At 71.1% G+C, this 15611-nt stretch carries 16 protein-coding genes; 12 read left to right on the forward strand and 4 right to left on the reverse strand.

The window, feature by feature from the left end:
* Positions 1-260: 260 nt before the first annotated feature.
* From H7I87_RS15565 to H7I87_RS15580, 4 genes are all read left to right on the forward strand, one after another.
* Positions 261-821, forward strand: coding sequence for a hypothetical protein (locus H7I87_RS15565; protein ID WP_011725600.1), 561 nt, complete (start codon positions 261-263; stop codon positions 819-821).
* Between the two features lie 49 nt (positions 822-870).
* Complete coding sequence (gene dapB, locus H7I87_RS15570) at positions 871-1608, forward strand: 4-hydroxy-tetrahydrodipicolinate reductase (RefSeq protein ID WP_011725599.1); 738 nt, start codon at positions 871-873, stop codon at positions 1606-1608.
* Positions 1609-1648: 40 nt separating this feature from the next.
* Positions 1649-2104: a membrane protein gene (locus tag H7I87_RS15575; RefSeq protein WP_011725598.1), complete on the forward strand. Its 456-nt coding sequence runs from the start codon at positions 1649-1651 to the stop codon at positions 2102-2104.
* Positions 2105-2166: 62 nt separating this feature from the next.
* Entirely contained in the window at positions 2167-2568 is a 402-nt protein-coding gene (locus H7I87_RS15580; RefSeq protein ID WP_049863570.1) for a flavodoxin family protein, read from the forward strand.
* A 12-nt stretch (positions 2569-2580) separates the two neighbouring features.
* Here the strand turns inward: H7I87_RS15580 and H7I87_RS15585 are convergent, their stop codons facing one another.
* A complete protein-coding gene (locus H7I87_RS15585; protein WP_011725597.1) occupies positions 2581-3414 on the reverse strand; it encodes an acyl-CoA thioesterase domain-containing protein in 834 nt (277 codons plus the stop codon).
* A 54-nt stretch (positions 3415-3468) separates the two neighbouring features.
* On the opposite strand from H7I87_RS15585, the gene H7I87_RS15590 reads away from it, so the two are divergent.
* Together H7I87_RS15590 and H7I87_RS15595 are read left to right on the forward strand one after the other, a co-directional pair.
* Positions 3469-5001, forward strand: a complete 1533-nt coding sequence (locus H7I87_RS15590; RefSeq protein ID WP_011725596.1) for a class I adenylate-forming enzyme family protein — start codon at positions 3469-3471, stop codon at positions 4999-5001.
* Entirely contained in the window at positions 4998-8225 is a 3228-nt protein-coding gene (locus H7I87_RS15595) for an acetyl-CoA carboxylase family protein (protein ID WP_011725595.1), read from the forward strand. The genes H7I87_RS15590 and H7I87_RS15595 overlap by 4 nt, the downstream gene beginning before the upstream one ends.
* 12 nt (positions 8226-8237) lie before the next feature.
* Here H7I87_RS15595 and H7I87_RS15600 read toward each other — a convergent pair whose 3' ends face one another.
* Complete coding sequence (locus H7I87_RS15600) at positions 8238-8564, reverse strand: hypothetical protein (protein WP_003875184.1); 327 nt, start codon at positions 8562-8564, stop codon at positions 8238-8240.
* A gap of 119 nt (positions 8565-8683) precedes the next feature.
* Between H7I87_RS15600 and H7I87_RS15605 the strand changes: the two genes are divergently transcribed.
* The gene (locus tag H7I87_RS15605) at positions 8684-9463 is read left to right on the forward strand and encodes an SDR family oxidoreductase (protein ID WP_011725594.1); all 780 of its coding nucleotides are present in this window, start codon (positions 8684-8686) and stop codon (positions 9461-9463) included.
* Between the two features lie 57 nt (positions 9464-9520).
* Positions 9521-10723: a glycosyltransferase gene (locus H7I87_RS15610; protein ID WP_033727167.1), complete on the forward strand. Its 1203-nt coding sequence runs from the start codon at positions 9521-9523 to the stop codon at positions 10721-10723.
* Here the strand turns inward: H7I87_RS15610 and H7I87_RS15615 are convergent.
* Positions 10712-11452, reverse strand: a complete 741-nt coding sequence (locus H7I87_RS15615; RefSeq protein WP_003875187.1) for a dienelactone hydrolase family protein — start codon at positions 11450-11452, stop codon at positions 10712-10714. The two genes, H7I87_RS15610 and H7I87_RS15615, sit on opposite strands and share 12 nt — an antisense overlap.
* 42 nt (positions 11453-11494) lie before the next feature.
* On the opposite strand from H7I87_RS15615, the gene H7I87_RS15620 reads away from it, so the two are divergent.
* The 4 genes from H7I87_RS15620 (at position 11495) to H7I87_RS15635 (ending at position 14880) form a co-directional block, all read left to right on the forward strand.
* A complete protein-coding gene (locus H7I87_RS15620) occupies positions 11495-12295 on the forward strand; it encodes a thymidylate synthase (RefSeq protein ID WP_009978009.1) in 801 nt (266 codons plus the stop codon).
* Positions 12292-12837 (forward strand): dihydrofolate reductase, encoded by a 546-nt coding sequence (locus tag H7I87_RS15625; RefSeq protein WP_009978008.1) that lies wholly within the window; start codon positions 12292-12294, stop codon positions 12835-12837. The genes H7I87_RS15620 and H7I87_RS15625 overlap by 4 nt, the downstream gene beginning before the upstream one ends.
* Positions 12838-12906: 69 nt before the next feature.
* A complete protein-coding gene (locus H7I87_RS15630; RefSeq protein ID WP_009978007.1) occupies positions 12907-13641 on the forward strand; it encodes a coiled-coil domain-containing protein in 735 nt (244 codons plus the stop codon).
* Entirely contained in the window at positions 13642-14880 is a 1239-nt protein-coding gene (locus tag H7I87_RS15635; RefSeq protein ID WP_372454730.1) for a winged helix-turn-helix domain-containing protein, read from the forward strand.
* 88 nt (positions 14881-14968) lie between these two features.
* Here the strand turns inward: H7I87_RS15635 and H7I87_RS15640 are convergent, their stop codons facing one another.
* On the reverse strand, positions 14969-15481 hold the full coding sequence (locus tag H7I87_RS15640; RefSeq protein ID WP_134799629.1) for a hypothetical protein: 513 nt from the start codon (positions 15479-15481) through the stop codon (positions 14969-14971).
* Positions 15482-15611 lie beyond the last annotated feature (130 nt).

The following is a 15611-nucleotide window of genomic DNA, read 5'->3' on the forward strand; positions in this document are numbered from 1 at the left end:
ACCAACTCCTCACCCTGACCTCCGGCAAAGCCGGACCCACAACCAACGCCCGTGCCGCTACGCGCGCACCCTCAAATGAGGCAACCATGAGCCCCACGCGCGCATCTTGACGTGAGGCAACACGAAATGGACAATGTCGCAGCTGTGGATGAACCGCGAACTGTGGACAACCCCGGCTCGAAGCCCGCGCCCGGCGGTCCAGTTGTGAGGGCGGGATGCGCTCGCGTTTGTCGTGGTGGCGCGGAGGGTAACCACGCGTCGTGCGCGCCGGATGGGTGAATGCGGCAGCCGCGATCACCGTGGTCGTCGCCGCATGCCCGTGTCCCACCGGTTCGGCCGACTCGACGCCGGACAGTCCACCGTTCCCGATCGGCCAGCTGGGCGTGCCCGTGCATGCACGAGCCGCCAGCGGGGCGACCGCCGACATCACCGTCAACAGCGCGACGTGGCTGCCGCCGGGCTGCACCTCGCATTTCGCGACTCCGACCGATGGCTCCGCGTGCAACGTGGTGGAACTGACGATCACCGCGACGTCGCACCGGTTCTTCCAGGTGAATCAGCGCTATATGTTCGCGGGATACGGCGGCGGCAATCAGCCGTGGACCCATCCCGACGATGCGCCCCAGCCGGCCACGATGGCCGTCGACTACCAGAGGCTCGGCAAGATGCCCCCGCTGCAGACGGGCGGTCTTCACGACGGGCAGACCGCACATGGATTCGTCGGCTTCGCGATGCCGGCGGGCGGTGACCTGTACCTCACGATCAACGATCCCGAGCAACCCGCTCCGTACGCCGAAGCGGGCTGGATCGTGCACACCTGAACCCGCGGCACCGCGCGGCGCGGAATGTGACCCGGTCTAGGCTTCAGCCATGCGCGTAGGAGTGCTGGGAGCCAAGGGAAAAGTCGGGTCGACGATGGTGGCGGCGGTGCAGGCCGCCGAGGACCTGACGCTGTCCGCCGAGGTGGACGCCGGCGATCCGCTGAGTCTGCTGACCGACGGCGGCACCGAGGCGGTGATCGACTTCACCCATCCCGACGTCGTGATGGGCAACCTGGAGTTCTTGGTGCGCAACGGAATTCACGCCGTCGTCGGCACCACCGGCTTCACCGCCGAACGGCTGGCGCAGGTTCGGGAGTGGCTGGTCGACAGCCCCGGCACGTCGGTGCTCATCGCGCCGAACTTCGCCATCGGGGCCGTGTTGTCGATGCACTTCGCCAAGCAGGCGGCGCGCTTCTTCGACTCGGCGGAGGTGATCGAACTGCATCATCCGCACAAGGCCGACGCTCCGTCGGGCACCGCGACCCGCACCGCCAAACTGATCGCCGAAGCGCGAAAAGGCTTGCCCCCCAACCCCGATGCCACCAGCACCAGCCTGCCGGGAGCGCGCGGCGCCGACGTGGACGGCATCCCCGTGCACGCGGTGCGGCTGGCCGGGCTGGTCGCCCATCAGGAGATCCTGTTCGGCACCGAGGGCGAGACGCTGAGCATCCGCCACGACAGCCTGGACCGGACCTCCTTCGTGCCCGGTGTGCTGCTGGCGGTGCGGCGCATCAGGGAACACCCGGGCCTGACCGTGGGCCTCGAACCGCTGCTCGACCTGGGCTGAGCAAACCGGCTATGAGCAAACCGGCTATGAGCAAACGGCTATGAACAAAGCGCTGCGCATCCAGCTGCTCGTCGCCTTCCTGTGTGTGGCGCTGTTGGTGTACTTCGCCTTGCTCGGGCGGGTGGCCATCGCGATGATCGCCTCGGGCCGGGCCGCCGCCGTCGGCCTGGGCGTGGCGGTGCTGATCATGCCCGCCCTCGGGCTGTGGGCCATGATCGCCACCCTGCGCGCCGGATTCGCCCACCAGAGGCTGGCCCGGCTGATCGCCGCCGACGGCATGGAGCTGGACACCAGCGCGCTGCCGCGTCGGCCGTCGGGCCGCATCCGGCGCGACGCGGCCGACGCGCTGTTCGCCACCGTGCGCACCGAGGTGGAAAACCACCCCGACGACTGGCGGCGCTGGTATCGGCTGGCCCGCGCCTACGACTACGCCGGGGACCGCCGCCGCGCCCGGGAAGCCATGAAGACCGCCGTCGACCTGCAGGGCCACCAGTGACCGACACACCGAGCAAGACGCTGCTGATCGTGCACCACACGCCGTCGCCGCACACGCACGAGATGTTCGAGGCGGTGGTCTCCGGCGCCACCGACCCCGAGATCGAAGGCGTCGAGGTCGTCCGCCGGGCGGCGCTGACGGTCTCGCCGGCCGAGATGCTGGCCGCCGACGGATATCTGCTGGGCACCCCGGCCAACCTGGGTTACATCTCGGGTGCGCTCAAGCATGCCTTCGACTGCAGCTATTACCAGCTGCTCGACTCCACCCGCGGGCGGCCCTTCGGCCTGTACCTGCACGGCAACGAGGGCACCGAGGGCTCCCAGCGCGCCGTCGACACCATCACGACCGGCTTGGGCTGGACGAAAGCCGCTGAGACGGTGGTGGTTTCGGGCAAGCCCAGCAAGGACGACCTGCAGGCGTGCTGGGAGCTGGGTGCGACGGTCGCCGCCCAATTGATGGACTAGCCAGTTGATGGACTAGGTATACGCCGGCTGGAAGGCGTCCGCCGGCTGCGCCAATGCCAGCGCCGAGCTGGTGCCGAGCGGGCCGTGCCGGTCGAACAGTGTCGCGGCGCCGGCGGCGACCCCGGCCGTGCCGTAATGGCTTTGGGCCGCCAGCCCGAGGAACTCGCCGTCGGGCAACCGGCTCGCGGTGACGGTGTAGTCGGCGTTGATGTAACGCAATCCGCCGGTGCCCCAATGGGTCAGCGAACTGGTGATGTCGCCGACGAACGCCAGCCGGGTGAACGGTGTGAGCGGATGGCCGTGCACCATCGGGCGAAACAGCCGGGTCCAGGCGAACTTCTGCGAATGCGCCTGCTCCCATTCGCCGGCGGCGATACCGGGGCTGCCTGCCCGGGTGGCCCCGTACCCCCAGATGAGAAAGGGCATGTCCGCCGGGAAGCCCTCGGACGACGTCGGCAACGGCGGCATCTGCACCGGAGGCGACCACACCTGACCGTCGGGATGATCGCCGCGACGCAGGAACAGCGCGCTGGCCCGCGCGACGACGACGCCGTTCTGCACCAGGCCGGCGTCGACCAGTTTGATCCGCCGGCCCTCCCGCTGCACCGAGGTGCGGATCTGCACCGGCGCCAGCAGGGCGGGGCGCAACAGGTCGACGGTGAACCGGGCGGGCTGCAGGTCGGGGTCGATGCCGGATTGCTCTATGCCCCAACCCAACAGGCCGCCGACGATCTGCCCGCCCATGGCCGCGCCCCACGGGCCCCGGGTCATCGTGCCCGGAATATAGGAGTCGCCGTCTACAGTGAAAAACGCCTCGGGCATGATGGCGGGATCCTCGATCGTCACCGCTATCACGATAGGGCAGCAGGCAGGATAGGCAGCAGGATAGGTAGGACCGGCATGCCGCCAGTGATCGAAATCGCGCGGGAGCACAACCCGTTCCCGACCACCGGCGTGTCCCGCGGCCGCGACGGCATTCCGCGCTACGACGAGCTGCCCGCCACGCTGGTGGACATGCTCGCCGACCAGGTCGACGCCCGCCCGGACAGCGAGGCCGTGGTCGAGCTCGGCGGTGGCCGGCTGACGTACCGGCAGCTGTGGGACCGGGCGGCGCGGGTGGCCGGCGGGCTGCGCGCCGACGGTCTGCGGCGGGGGGACCGCGTCGCGGTGCGCTATCCCGCCGGGATCGACTGGGTGCTGGCCTTCTGGGGCACGGTGCTGGCCGGCGGCGTTGCGGTGGCGGTCAATACGCGCTCCGCGCAACCGGAGGTCGATTTCGTGCTGTCCGACTCCGGTGCACGGCTACAGCTGGCGCCGGGTGACCCGCTGCCGGACGGAAAACCCTACGTCACCGAGCAACTCGGCGCGGCCGACACCGCCGCCCTGTTCTACACGTCGGGCACCACCGGCCACCCCAAGGGCGTGCCGACCACACACGAGGCATTCCTGACCAACACCGAGAACGCGATCCGCTGCCTGCAGCAGCCGCGGGACCTGGGCGAGGACATGCGCACGCTGATCTCGGTGCCGCTGTTCCATGTGACCGGTTGCAACTCACAGCTTTTGGCCGCGGCCCGGCTCGGGGGAGCGTCGGTGATCCTGCCCGCGCTCGACCTGGACACGCTGCTCAACGCGGTGGTCGCCGAACGTGTCTCGGTGATGGTCACCGTCCCGGCGATCTATGCATTGTTGTTGCGCCACAAGGATTTTGCCGGAACCAACGTATCCCGCGTGCGCTGGGTCGGTTACGGCGGGGCGCCCATCGCGCCGTCGCTGGTGCGCACGGTGAAAGACGCTTTCCCGCACGCCACGGTGTTCAACGGCTATGGCATGACCGAGACGGCGTCGCTGATGACGGTGCTGCCCGACCGCGAAGCGGTCGAGCATGCCGATTCGGTCGGGTATGCGGTCCCGTCGGTGGACCTGGGGCTGATCCCGTTCGGCGACAACGAACCCGGCGTCGGGGAGTTGGTCACCCGCGGCGGCAACGTGACCGCCGGCTACTGGAACCGGCCGCAGGCCACCGCGAGCACCTTCGCCGGGGGCTGGCTGCACACCGGCGACGTGGTGCGCGTCGACGACGCCGGCCGGGTGCACATCATCGACCGGCTCAAGGACATCATCAACCGCGGCGGCGAGAACGTCTCCAGCGTCGAGGTCGAGGCGGTGCTGCTGGGTGCGCCCGGCGTCGCGGATGCGTGCGTGCTGGGGGTGCCCGACGACGTGATGGGCGAGAAAGTGGGGGCGGTGCTGTTCGGCGACGACGACATCGACGTGCCGGCGGTGCTCGAGCACTGCCGCGGCCGGCTGGCCGACTTCAAGGTGCCGCAGTACATTACGGTCGTCGACGGCCCACTGCCGCGCAATGCCGGCGGCAAACTGCTCAAGGCCAGACTGCGCGACCAGGTGCACTGGGGTGACCCGCTGCGATGACCGCGAGCCTGCTGGTCGCCAACCGCGGCGAGATCGCACTTCGAATCATCCGCACCGCAACGGAACTGGGCATGCGAACCGTCGCCGTGTACGCCGCGGACGACGCGCACAGCCCGCACGTGCACGCCGCCGACGAGGCGATGCCGCTGCCCGGCAGCGGCCCGCCCGCCTACCTGAACCAGGCCGCCCTGCTGGCCGTGGCCGAGAACACCGGCGCAACGCTGATTCATCCGGGCTACGGATTCCTTTCCGAGAACGCCGAATTCGCCGAAGCCTGCGCCGCCGCCCGCCGCACCTTCGTGGGCCCCGACGCGCGCGTGCTCGAGCTGCTGGGCAACAAGACGGCGGCCCGCCGCGCCGCGATCGCCGCCGAGGTGCCGACGCTGGCCGCCACCGACGGCCCGAGCGGCGTCGAGGACATCGAGGCGTTCTTCGCCGCGCACCCCGGCGGCATCATGATCAAGGCGCTGGCCGGCGGCGGCGGGCGGGGAATGCGCAAGGTGCACAACGCCGCTCAAATCGCCGGCGCCTACCAACGCTGCGCCGCGGAGGCGCGGCTGGGGTTCGGCGACCCGGCGCTGTTCGCCGAGGCGCTGCTTGGCGACGCCCGCCACATCGAGGTGCAGGTGGTCGCCGCGCCGGCCGGGCACCAAACGCACGCCCTGGCGGTGGGCGACCGCGACTGCAGCATCCAGCGGCGCTACCAGAAGCTGATCGAAATCGCGCCCGCCCAAGGGCTTTCGGAGGAACTACGCCGCGCGCTGCACCAGGCGGCCGTGCGGTTGTGCGCCCGCGTCGGGCTGCGCGGGCTGGCCACCGTGGAGTTCCTGGTCAGCGGCGAGCGTTTCGTCTTCCTGGAGGTCAACCCGCGAATCCAGGTGGAGCACACCGTCACCGAACAGACCACCGGGCTCGACCTGGTCGCCGTGCAGCTTGCGATCGCCGGCGGCGAGTCCTACTACCGGCTGGGCCTGCCGGCCGGAATCGCCTCCGACGGCACCGAAGTCATCGGCGAGCCGGCCGCCCAGCGGGGCATCGCGATCCAGCTGCGGGTCAACGCGGAGACGTTCGGCGCCGACTTCTCCGTGCTGCCGTCCGCCGGCACGCTCACCGCGTTCTGCCCGCCCAGCGGACGGGGAGTGCGGGTCGACACCTACGGCCGGCCCGGACTGGTGGTGAGCCCGCAGTACGACTCGCTGCTGGCCAAGGTGATCGTCGCGGTTCACGGATCCTCGTGGCGGGCGGCGATGCGCAAGGCCGACACCGCCCTGTCCGAATTCGGCGTCGAGGGCGTGGCCACCAACATCGGGTTCCTGCGCCGGCTGCTGGCCGAACAGCGACTCGAAACCGGCTGGGTGAACACCGATTTCGTGGACGATAAGCTTCCCGAGTTGGCCGCCGCCGCGCTGACCCATCAGCCCGGCCCGCAGCCGGGCGCCGTCGAGCTGTATCCCGGCGAGGACGCGCTGCGGGCGCAGCTGGCCGGCACCGTGGTCGAGGTGGCGCCCGAGGGCGCGGATTACCCCGCGGGCGCCCAGCTGGTCGTCCTGGAAGCGATGAAGATGCAGCACGTCCTCGCCGCGCCGGACGCGCTGCGCACCGTCCGGGTGCTGGTGACCCCCGGCCAGGTCGTCGGGACCGGCGATCCGCTGCTGGTTTTCACCCGCACCACGGGCGGTGACGACGGTGAATCCGAAACGGCGGCAACCGATCTCGACCTAACCCGCGCCGACCTGGACGAGGTGATCGAGCGGCACGCCCGGACCCTGGACGAGGGGCGCCCGGACGCCGTCGCCAAACGGCACCGGCAGGGCCGGCGCACTGCCCGGGAGAACATCGACGACCTCGTCGACCCCGGCAGCTTCGTCGAATACGGCGCCCTGGCCATCGCCGCGCAGCGCAGCCGGCGCTCCGAGGAGGACCTGATCGCCAACACCCCGGCCGACGGTCTGGTCGCCGGCCTGGCCACCGTCGGCGCCGACCGGTTCGGGCGGGCCGCCGCGCAGGCCGTCGTGGCCTCCTACGACTACACCGTGCTGGCGGGCACCCAGGGCATGCGCAACCACGCCAAGACCGACCGCGTCTTCGACCTGGCCGCCCGGAAACGGCTGCCGGTGGTGCTTTTCGCCGAGGGCGGCGGCGGACGGCCCGGCGACACCGACGTCGGCGGCGCCGCGGGGCTGGACGTGCCGACCTTCCGGATGCTGGCCGGGCTGCGCGGGCGGGTGCCGCTGGTGTCGGTCGTCTCGGGCCGGTGCTTCGCCGGCAACGCCGCGCTGGCCGGGGTGTGCGACGTCATCATCGCGACCCCGGACGCCAACATCGGGATGGGCGGGCCGGCGATGATCGAAGGTGGCGGGCTGGGCGTCTACCCGCCCGAGGCGATCGGGCCGATCGCCGTGCAGCGCCGCAACGGGGTGGTCGGCCTGGTCGCCCGCGACGAAGCGCACGCGGTGTCGCTGGCCAAGCAATACCTCTCCTACTTTCAGGGCCGCCTGGACCGGTGGCAGGCGCCCGACCCGCGGGTGGCCCGACATGTGGTGCCGCAGAACCGATTACGCGCCTACGATGTGCACCGCGCCATCGAGGCGATCGTCGATGTCGGGTCGGTGCTGGAGCTGCGCCCCGACTACGGGGTGGGCATCGTCACCGCGCTGGTGCGCGTCGAGGGCGTGCCCTGCGGGCTGATCGCCAACAGCACCCATCACCTCGGCGGCGCCATCGACGCCGAGGCCGCCGACAAGGCCGGCGACTTCCTGGCGTTGTGCGAATCCTTTGGGCTGCCGGTGATCTCGCTGTGCGACACCCCCGGCTTCATGGTGGGGCCCGACGCCGAGACCCAGGCCGCGGTGCGCCGGTTCGGCCGGATGTTCGTGCTGGGCGCGCGGCTGACGGTGCCGCTGGGAATGATCATCCTGCGCAAGGGATACGGGCTCGGCGCGATGGCCATGGCCGGCGGTTCGTTCCGCGCACCGCAATTCACCGTCGCCTGGCCGACCGGCGAGATCGGCGGCATGGGCCTGGAGGGCGCGGTGCGGCTCGGCTACCGCAAGGAGCTGGCCGCCGTCACCGATCCGGCCGAACGGCAAAACCTCTTCGACCGCCTGGTGGCGGCCGCCTACCAGCACGGCAAGGCGCTGCGGGCGGCGACCACCTTCGAGCTGGACGACGTCATAGACCCAGCAGCCTCCCGGGCCTGGATCACCAGGCTCTCGGAAGGCTGACTGGTTGAGCGGTTACGCGTGGCCGGAGCCGCAACCGACGCCGGGCAGGCAGCCCTGGCCGCCGGGCACGCCGCCGGGGCCGGCGAACTGGCCACCGGAGCCGCAGCCCACGCCGGGCACACACCCCTGTCCGCCCGGCCCGCCGCCCGGACCCTGGTCCTGCCCACCGGAGCCGCAGTTGCCGTTGGCGTCGCAGCCGCCACCACCCGGGTCGTCCTTGAAGGTGATGTGCGTGGGCGCGGCCGGCCCGGCTGGCCCTGCGACGATGACGTCAGCGGCGGCCGCGGGCGCGGCGGCGATGGCCGCGGCAGCCGCTGCGGCAACGACCAGCGGTTTCATGAGTGTCAATTTCGATCGCATGCGGCTGGCATACCACCTCAACACCTGTCCAAAACATCGCGAATAAAATTTCGGCAGCAAACGAACGACCGGCCCACCACCGCGACAGAAGGCACACCATGACCTCACAGGATCTGACCGGACGCACCGCCATCATCACCGGCGCGTCGCGCGGTATCGGGCTGGCCATCGCCCAGCAGCTGGCCGCGGCGGGCGCCAACGTGGTGCTCACCGCCCGCAAGCAGGAGGCTGCCGACGAGGCCGCCGCCCAGGTGGGGCCGCAGGCCCTCGGGGTCGGTGCCCACGCGGTCGACGAGGACGCGGCCCGTCAGTGCGTGCAGCTCACGCTGGAGCGCTTCGGCAGCGTCGACATCCTGGTCAACAACGCCGGGACGAATCCGGCGTACGGGCCGCTGATCGAGCAGGACCACGCCCGGTTTGCCAAGATCTTCGACGTCAACCTGTGGGCGCCGCTGCTGTGGACCTCGCTGGCGGTCAAGTCGTGGATGGGCGAACACGGCGGATCGATCGTCAACACGGCCTCCATCGGCGGCCTGCACCAGTCGCCGGCAATGGGCATGTACAACGCCACCAAGGCGGCGCTGATCCACGTCACCAAGCAACTGGCGCTGGAACTTTCGCCGCGCGTCCGGGTCAACGCGATCGCCCCCGGGGTGGTGCGCACCCGGCTCGCCGAGGCGCTGTGGAAGGACCACGAGGACCCGCTGTCGTCCTCGATCGCGCTGGGCCGCATCGGCGAGCCGATCGACGTGGCCGCCGCCGTCGCCTTCCTGGTGTCCGACGCCGCCAGCTGGATCACCGGCGAGACACTGGTCATCGACGGCGGCACCGTGCTCGGCGCCGCGCAGGGATTCCGGTCGGCGCCGACGCCGTCCTGACCGGGCCGCGGCGACGCTAGAGTTTCCCGACCACACCTTGAAAGCGGGAACCAGCGGATGCGTGTGCTGCTGTCGGCGTACGACTCGCGCGGCGGGGTGCAGCCGCTGGCCGCGCTCGCGGTGCAGCTGCGGGCGCTCGGCGTCGACGCGCGGGTGAGCGCCCCGCCGGACGCGGAATTCGCTGAGCTGCTGGCCCGCGCCGGGGTGCCCCTGGTGGCGTTCGGCGACTCGCTGCGGGCGATGAAAACCGCGGCGACGACGCCGTCGGAGGAGCAGCTGCGCCGCCAGCTGGACGGGCTCATCGCCGCCCAGTTCGACGCGGCGGCCGCCGCCCGGGAATGCGACGCCCTGGTGGTGGCCGGCTTCCCGCCGGCCGCGGCCGCCGCCCGCTCGGCCGCCGAAAAGCGGGGCGCCCACTACGTTTACGTCAGCTATCAGCCCACCATCCTGCCGTCGCCGCACTACCCGCCGCCCGGGTACGCCGACGCGGCGATCGACAACCGGCTGCTGTGGCAGCTCGACGGCCGGTACATGCAGGCGCTGTTCGGCGAGACGCTCAACGCGCGCCGGGCGTCGATCGGCCTGCCGCCGCTGGACGACCTCCGCGGCTACGCGCTCACCGAGCGCCCGTGGCTGGCCACCGACCCGACCCTGGATCCGTGGCGGCCGCCCGGCGACCTCGACGTGGTGCAGACCGGCGCCTGGCTGCTGGCCGACGATCGCCGGTTGCCCGCGGAGCTGGACGCCTTCCTGGATGCCGGCGCCCCGCCGGTGTACGTGGGTTTCGGCAGCATGCCGATGCGGGCCTGTCGGGACGTCGCCCGGGTGGCCATCGAGGCGGTGCGCGCGCAGCGGCGCCGCGCCGTCGTCTCCCGCGGCTGGGCCGGGCTGGGGCCGATCGACGACGGCGAGGACTGCCTGGTCGTGGGTGAGGTCAACCACCAGGCGCTGTTCGGGCGGGTCGCGGCCGTCGTGCACCACGGCGGGGTGGGCACCCTGACGGCGGCCGCGCTGGCCGGCGCGCCCCAGGTGGTGGTGCCCCAGCGCGCCGACCAGCCGTACTGGGCGGCCCGGGTGGCCGAGCTGGGCATCGGCGCCGCCCACGACGGTCCGGCCCCCACCGTCGAATCGCTGTCCGCCGTGCTCGGGACCGCCCTGACCGAGCGGACCCGTGCCCGCGCCGGGGCGGTGGCCGCGACGATCCGCACCGACGGCGCGGCGCGGGCCGCGCGGCTGCTGGTGGCGCGGCTAGCGGGGTAACGCCGCGGCGAACACGTCGCGCATCGCGTCCCAGTGCCGTTCGGCCGCGGCCGGGTCATAGGGCGCATTGTCGGGGACCGCGAAACCGTGTGCGGCCGAATACCATTCGATGGTGTGCCGGACACCGGCCGCGGTCAGCGCCTTGTCCAGCTGCTCGGCGTGATCGGTGGTGAACGACGCGTCGTCCTGGGCGCCGCCGACATACACCGTGGCGCTCATCCGGTCGGCCAGCAGGTGCGGGCTGTCGTCGCTGTCGGTCACCAGGCCGCCGCCGTGGAACGACGCCGCCGCGGCCACCCGGTCGGGCAGCCGGCCGGCCACGATGAGCGATGTCCGCCCGCCCATGCAGTAGCCGCACACCCCGAACCGGTCGCCGGACACCTCCGGGCGGGCGGCCAGGTAGTCGAAGAACGCCGCGGCGTCGGTGGCCATCCGGTCCGGGGTGACGCTGCCGATCATGGCGAACAGGCGGTTGCGCTCCTGCTGGTCGGCGAACACGGTCGCCATGTCGAACGGGGCCCATTCGCCGCTGCGGTAGTAGACGTCGGGCAGCAGCACCGCGTAGCCGAATCCGGCCAGCTCGGCGGCCATCTGGTCGAATGTGTCGCGCACCCCGCCGGCGTCGGGATACATGACCACGCCGGGCCACGGCCCGGACCCGTCGGGGAAAAACAGGCGCACCGGGCAGGTGCCGTCGGCGGTGCTGATGCTGTCGGTGATCTTCGGCATGGCACCCGTTCTACTCCTGGCCGTCCGACGTAAGATCGCCGCGTGCCCATCCCGACGCCCTACGAGGACCTTCTGCGTCTGGTGCTCGATCGGGGAACGGCCAAATCCGACCGAACCGGCACCGGGACGCGCAGCCTGTTCGGCCAGCAGCTGCGCTATGACCTGTCGGCCGGCTTCCCGCTGATCACCACCAAGAAGGTGCATCTGAAATCGGTGGTCTATGAGTTGCTGTGGTTCTTGCGCGGCGACTCCAACGTCGACTGGCTGCACCGGCACGGCGTCACCATTTGGGACGAATGGGCAAGCGACACAGGCGATCTCGGACCGATCTACGGCGTGCAGTGGCGGTCCTGGCCGACGCCGTCGGGTGAGCACATCGACCAGATCAGCGCCGCGCTGGATCTGTTGCGCACCGACCCCGACTCGCGGCGCATCATCGTCTCGGCGTGGAACGTCGGCGAGATCCCGCGGATGGCGCTGCCGCCGTGTCACGCGTTCTTCCAGTTCTACGTGGCCGACGGGCGGCTGAGCTGCCAGCTCTACCAGCGCAGCGCCGACCTGTTTCTGGGCGTGCCGTTCAACATCGCCAGCTACGCGCTGCTCACCCACATGATGGCCGCCCAGGCCGGGCTGTCGGTCGGCGAATTCGTGTGGACCGGCGGCGACTGCCACATCTACGACAACCACGTCGAGCAGGTCCGGCTGCAACTGAGCCGCGAGCCCAGGCCCTACCCGGAACTCGTTCTGGCGCATAGGGATTCGATCTTCGACTACACCTACGACGACGTCGTGGTGCACAACTACGATCCGCACCCGGCCATCAAGGCCCCCGTCGCGGTATGACCCGTGCCGAGGTGGGCCTGGTGTGGGCCCAGTCGACGTCTGGCGTCATCGGCCGCGGCGGTGACATCCCGTGGAACGTGCCCGAAGACCTGACCCGGTTCAAAGAGGTGACCATGGGGCACACGGTGATCATGGGCCGGCGGACCTGGGAGTCGTTGCCGGCCAAGGTGCGGCCGCTGCCCGGCCGGCGCAACGTGGTGGTGTCGCGCCGGCCCGACTTCGTCGCCGAGGGGGCGCGGGTGGCCGGGTCGCTGGAGGCGGCCCTCGCGTACGCCGGGAGCGACCCCGCGCCGTGGGTGATCGGCGGCGCGCAGATCTATCTGCTGGCGCTGCCCCATGCCACCCGCTGCGAGGTCACCGAGATCGAGATCGACCTGCGCCGCGACGACGACGACGCGCTGGCGCCCGCGCTGGACGACAGCTGGGTAGGCGAGACGGGCGAGTGGCTGGCCAGCCGCTCCGGGCTGCGGTACCGGTTCCACAGCTACCGTCGGGACCCGCGCTCTTCCGTTCGCGGCTGTTCGCCCTCACGCCCGAGCTGACATACTCGGACGCGGGGGTCGGTCACACACCGTCTACCAGCCGCTGTTCGGGAAAAGGGGGAATTGGCAGTGATCACCGAACCCGTCAAGACGTTTTCGCGCAAGTTCATGGGCTACGACACCACCGCGGTCGACGCGCACATCGAGATGCTGACCGCCAAGCAGCAGCTGCTGATCGACGACGTGGAGAGCCTGCGGGCAAGGCTGCAGGAGTCCAACGAGCAAACGGCCGCGCTGCGCAAGGAGGTCGCCGCGCTCACCGACACCTCGCCGGCGCCGCACGCGGTGCAGCAGCGGATGGCCAAGATGCTGGCCCGCGCGGTCGACGAGGTGGCCGAGATGCAGGCCGAGGCGCGGGCCGAGGCCGACGCGCTGATCGCCGCGGCGGAAGCCGAGGCGCAGGCCGCCGAGCGCAAGCGCGACGAGGTGCTCGCCGACATGGCCGCGCAGCAGGAGGCGCTGGAGGCCGAATACCGGGAGACCAAGGAGAAGCTGGACGCCGAGCTGGCCGACATGCGCGCCGAGGCGCAGGCGGCCATCGACGAGGCGCGCCGCGCCGCCGAACGGGAGTGCGAGCAGCTGCTCGGCGACGCCAAGCAGGGCGCCGACCACTACCGCGACACGGCCCGGCGTGCGGTGGAGGAGGCCAGCGCGCAGCGGATCAAGATCCTCGAGCAGCTGATGAGCGTGTACCGCGAGCTCGAGGACGTCCCGGCCGCGCTGCAGGCCGCCTACGACGAGCAGCAGGGCTCGGCCGACGACGGCGTGCTGGCGGCGGTGGACGGCAAGGTACGCGCGGGCTGAGTGTCGCCGGGCGGCGGTATCGTCGGCGCCGTGTCGACCCGCAGGCTGTCCGTCGCCCAGGCCCGCCGGATTGCCGTTGCGGCGCAAGGCTTTACCGAGCCCCGGCCCGCGGGTGCCGTCACCCGCGCGCACCTGAACCGGCTGATATCCAAAATCCAAGTGCTGCAATTGGATTCGGTGTCGGTGACGGTGCGTGCCCACTACGCTCCGGTGTTCAGCCGGCTCGGCCCGTATGACCGCGAGGTGCTCGACCGCGCCGCGTGGGGCCCGCGCTCGTCGCGGCTGCTGGTCGAGTACTGGGCGCATGAGGCCGCGCTGATGGCCGTCGAGGATTGGCCGTTGCTGCGCTGGCGGATGCGTCAGTACCGGCACGGCCGGTGGGGAACCCACATCGTGCAGGCCAATCCGCGGCTCGCCGACGCGGTCGTGGCCGCCGTCGCCGAGCTCGGGCCCAGCACGGCCGGGCAGATCGAGGCGCATCTGGCGGCCGAGCCGCGCCGCAGGAAGGGCGCCTGGTGGAACCGCAGCGACACCAAGTGGGTCGCCGAGGCGCTGTTCGCCGCCGGAGTGCTCACCACCGCTACCCGGGTCGGCTTCGCCCGCCACTACGACCTGGTGGAACGGGTGCTGCCGGCCGACGTCCTGGCCCGCCGGGTCGACGACGACGAGGCGATCCGGGAGCTGACGCTGCGGGCCGCCGGTGCGCTGGGGGTGGGCACCGAGGCCGACATTCGCGACTATTTCCGGCTGTCCGCCGCGCAGGTCAAGCCGGCGATCGCCGAGCTGGTGGCCGCCGGCGACCTGGAACGCGTCGAGGTGGCCGGCTGGCCGGCGCCGGCCTACCTGCGGGCCGGCCGCGCGGTGCCGCGCACGGACCGCGGCACCGCGCTGCTGTGCCCATTCGACCCGCTGATCTTCTTCCGGCCCCGCGTCGAGCGGCTCTTCGAATTCCATTACCGCATCGAGATTTACACGCCGGCCGCCAAGCGCCGGTACGGCTACTATGTGTGGCCGCTGCTGATGGACGGGCGGCTGGCGGCCCGCGTCGACCTGAAGGCCGACCGGGCCGAGGGCACGCTGCGCGTCCTCGGCGCCTTCGCCGAGCCGCAGGCGCCGCGGCCTCGGGTCGCCGCGGCGCTGGCCGGTGAGTTGTGGTCCATGGCGTCCTGGCTGGGGCTGCGCGGGCTCAGCGTCGTCGACCGCGGGGATCTGGCCCCGGCGCTGCGTGCGGTCGCCTGACGCGGCCGCACGGCGCGCATCGTCGCCGGGCGGGGGTCAGATTGCCCGTGGCTTGTCGCTCTGGCAGCGGCAAAGCAACGAAGCCGACCTACGCCACCGCGCCCGGCGCTTGGGATCCTTCCGGCGAGGCCTCGGCAAGTGCGGCAAGTGCATCGGTGAGCAAGCGATGGATACCGGCATTGATTGTGGTGCAGACGCTCTCGATCTTCGACGCGTTCTTCTGGATCGCGCTCGCGTTCTTCTTCACATCGTCGAGTTTCTCGAGCTGCCCGACCGCCTCGGTGATTTTCTCCTCGGCGGTGGCGAGCTGCTCAGCCCCTCGGCGGCTAGACGCCGCCAGGGCAGCGGCGCGCACAAGCATTACGACGGTGCGCAGCAGCGCCGGGTCGTCGACAGCGGGGTCGAAGGCGAGCACGATACGGCGGGCACCCAGAACACGGATGGACTGTTCACCGTTCTGTGCGGCAGTGGGAACGATTCCCAGCGATGCATGAGCTTCGCGGTTCCGTTCTGCCATGTCGAAGTATGCGTGCCAGTCTCGACCAGTCGCGGAGTCGGTCATCTCGACGACTACCCGTGCCGCGCCACCTTCGACGGACACCACTCCATCGGGTCACGTCCCGTGGAGTGGTGTAAGAGCGGTCGCGTGTCCGCGTGTGGCTCTGTGGTAGCCACTATGCCGTGAGAGCGGCTGTGGGGGCAATGGTTTCGGCACTTTGGTCACTGACGTC

The organism is Mycobacterium timonense (genome assembly GCF_025821985.1).
Lineage (GTDB): Bacteria > Actinomycetota > Actinomycetes > Mycobacteriales > Mycobacteriaceae > Mycobacterium > Mycobacterium avium.

Bases quoted from the DNA above. Each gene is read 5' to 3' on its own strand.
- dapB (WP_011725599.1), top strand. From the start codon at position 871: ATGCGCGTAGGAGTGCTGGGAGCCAAGGGAAAAGTCGGGTCGACGATG.
- H7I87_RS15575 (WP_011725598.1), top strand. From the start codon at position 1,649: ATGAACAAAGCGCTGCGCATCCAGCTGCTCGTCGCCTTCCTGTGTGTG.
- H7I87_RS15580 (WP_049863570.1), top strand. From the start codon at position 2,167: ATGTTCGAGGCGGTGGTCTCCGGCGCCACCGACCCCGAGATCGAAGGC.
- H7I87_RS15590 (WP_011725596.1), top strand. From the start codon at position 3,469: ATGCCGCCAGTGATCGAAATCGCGCGGGAGCACAACCCGTTCCCGACC.
- H7I87_RS15595 (WP_011725595.1), top strand. From the start codon at position 4,998: ATGACCGCGAGCCTGCTGGTCGCCAACCGCGGCGAGATCGCACTTCGA.
- H7I87_RS15600 (WP_003875184.1), bottom strand. From the start codon at position 8,564: ATGAAACCGCTGGTCGTTGCCGCAGCGGCTGCCGCGGCCATCGCCGCC.
- H7I87_RS15605 (WP_011725594.1), top strand. From the start codon at position 8,684: ATGACCTCACAGGATCTGACCGGACGCACCGCCATCATCACCGGCGCG.
- H7I87_RS15610 (WP_033727167.1), top strand. From the start codon at position 9,521: ATGCGTGTGCTGCTGTCGGCGTACGACTCGCGCGGCGGGGTGCAGCCG.
- H7I87_RS15615 (WP_003875187.1), bottom strand. From the start codon at position 11,452: ATGCCGAAGATCACCGACAGCATCAGCACCGCCGACGGCACCTGCCCG.
- H7I87_RS15625 (WP_009978008.1), top strand. From the start codon at position 12,292: ATGACCCGTGCCGAGGTGGGCCTGGTGTGGGCCCAGTCGACGTCTGGC.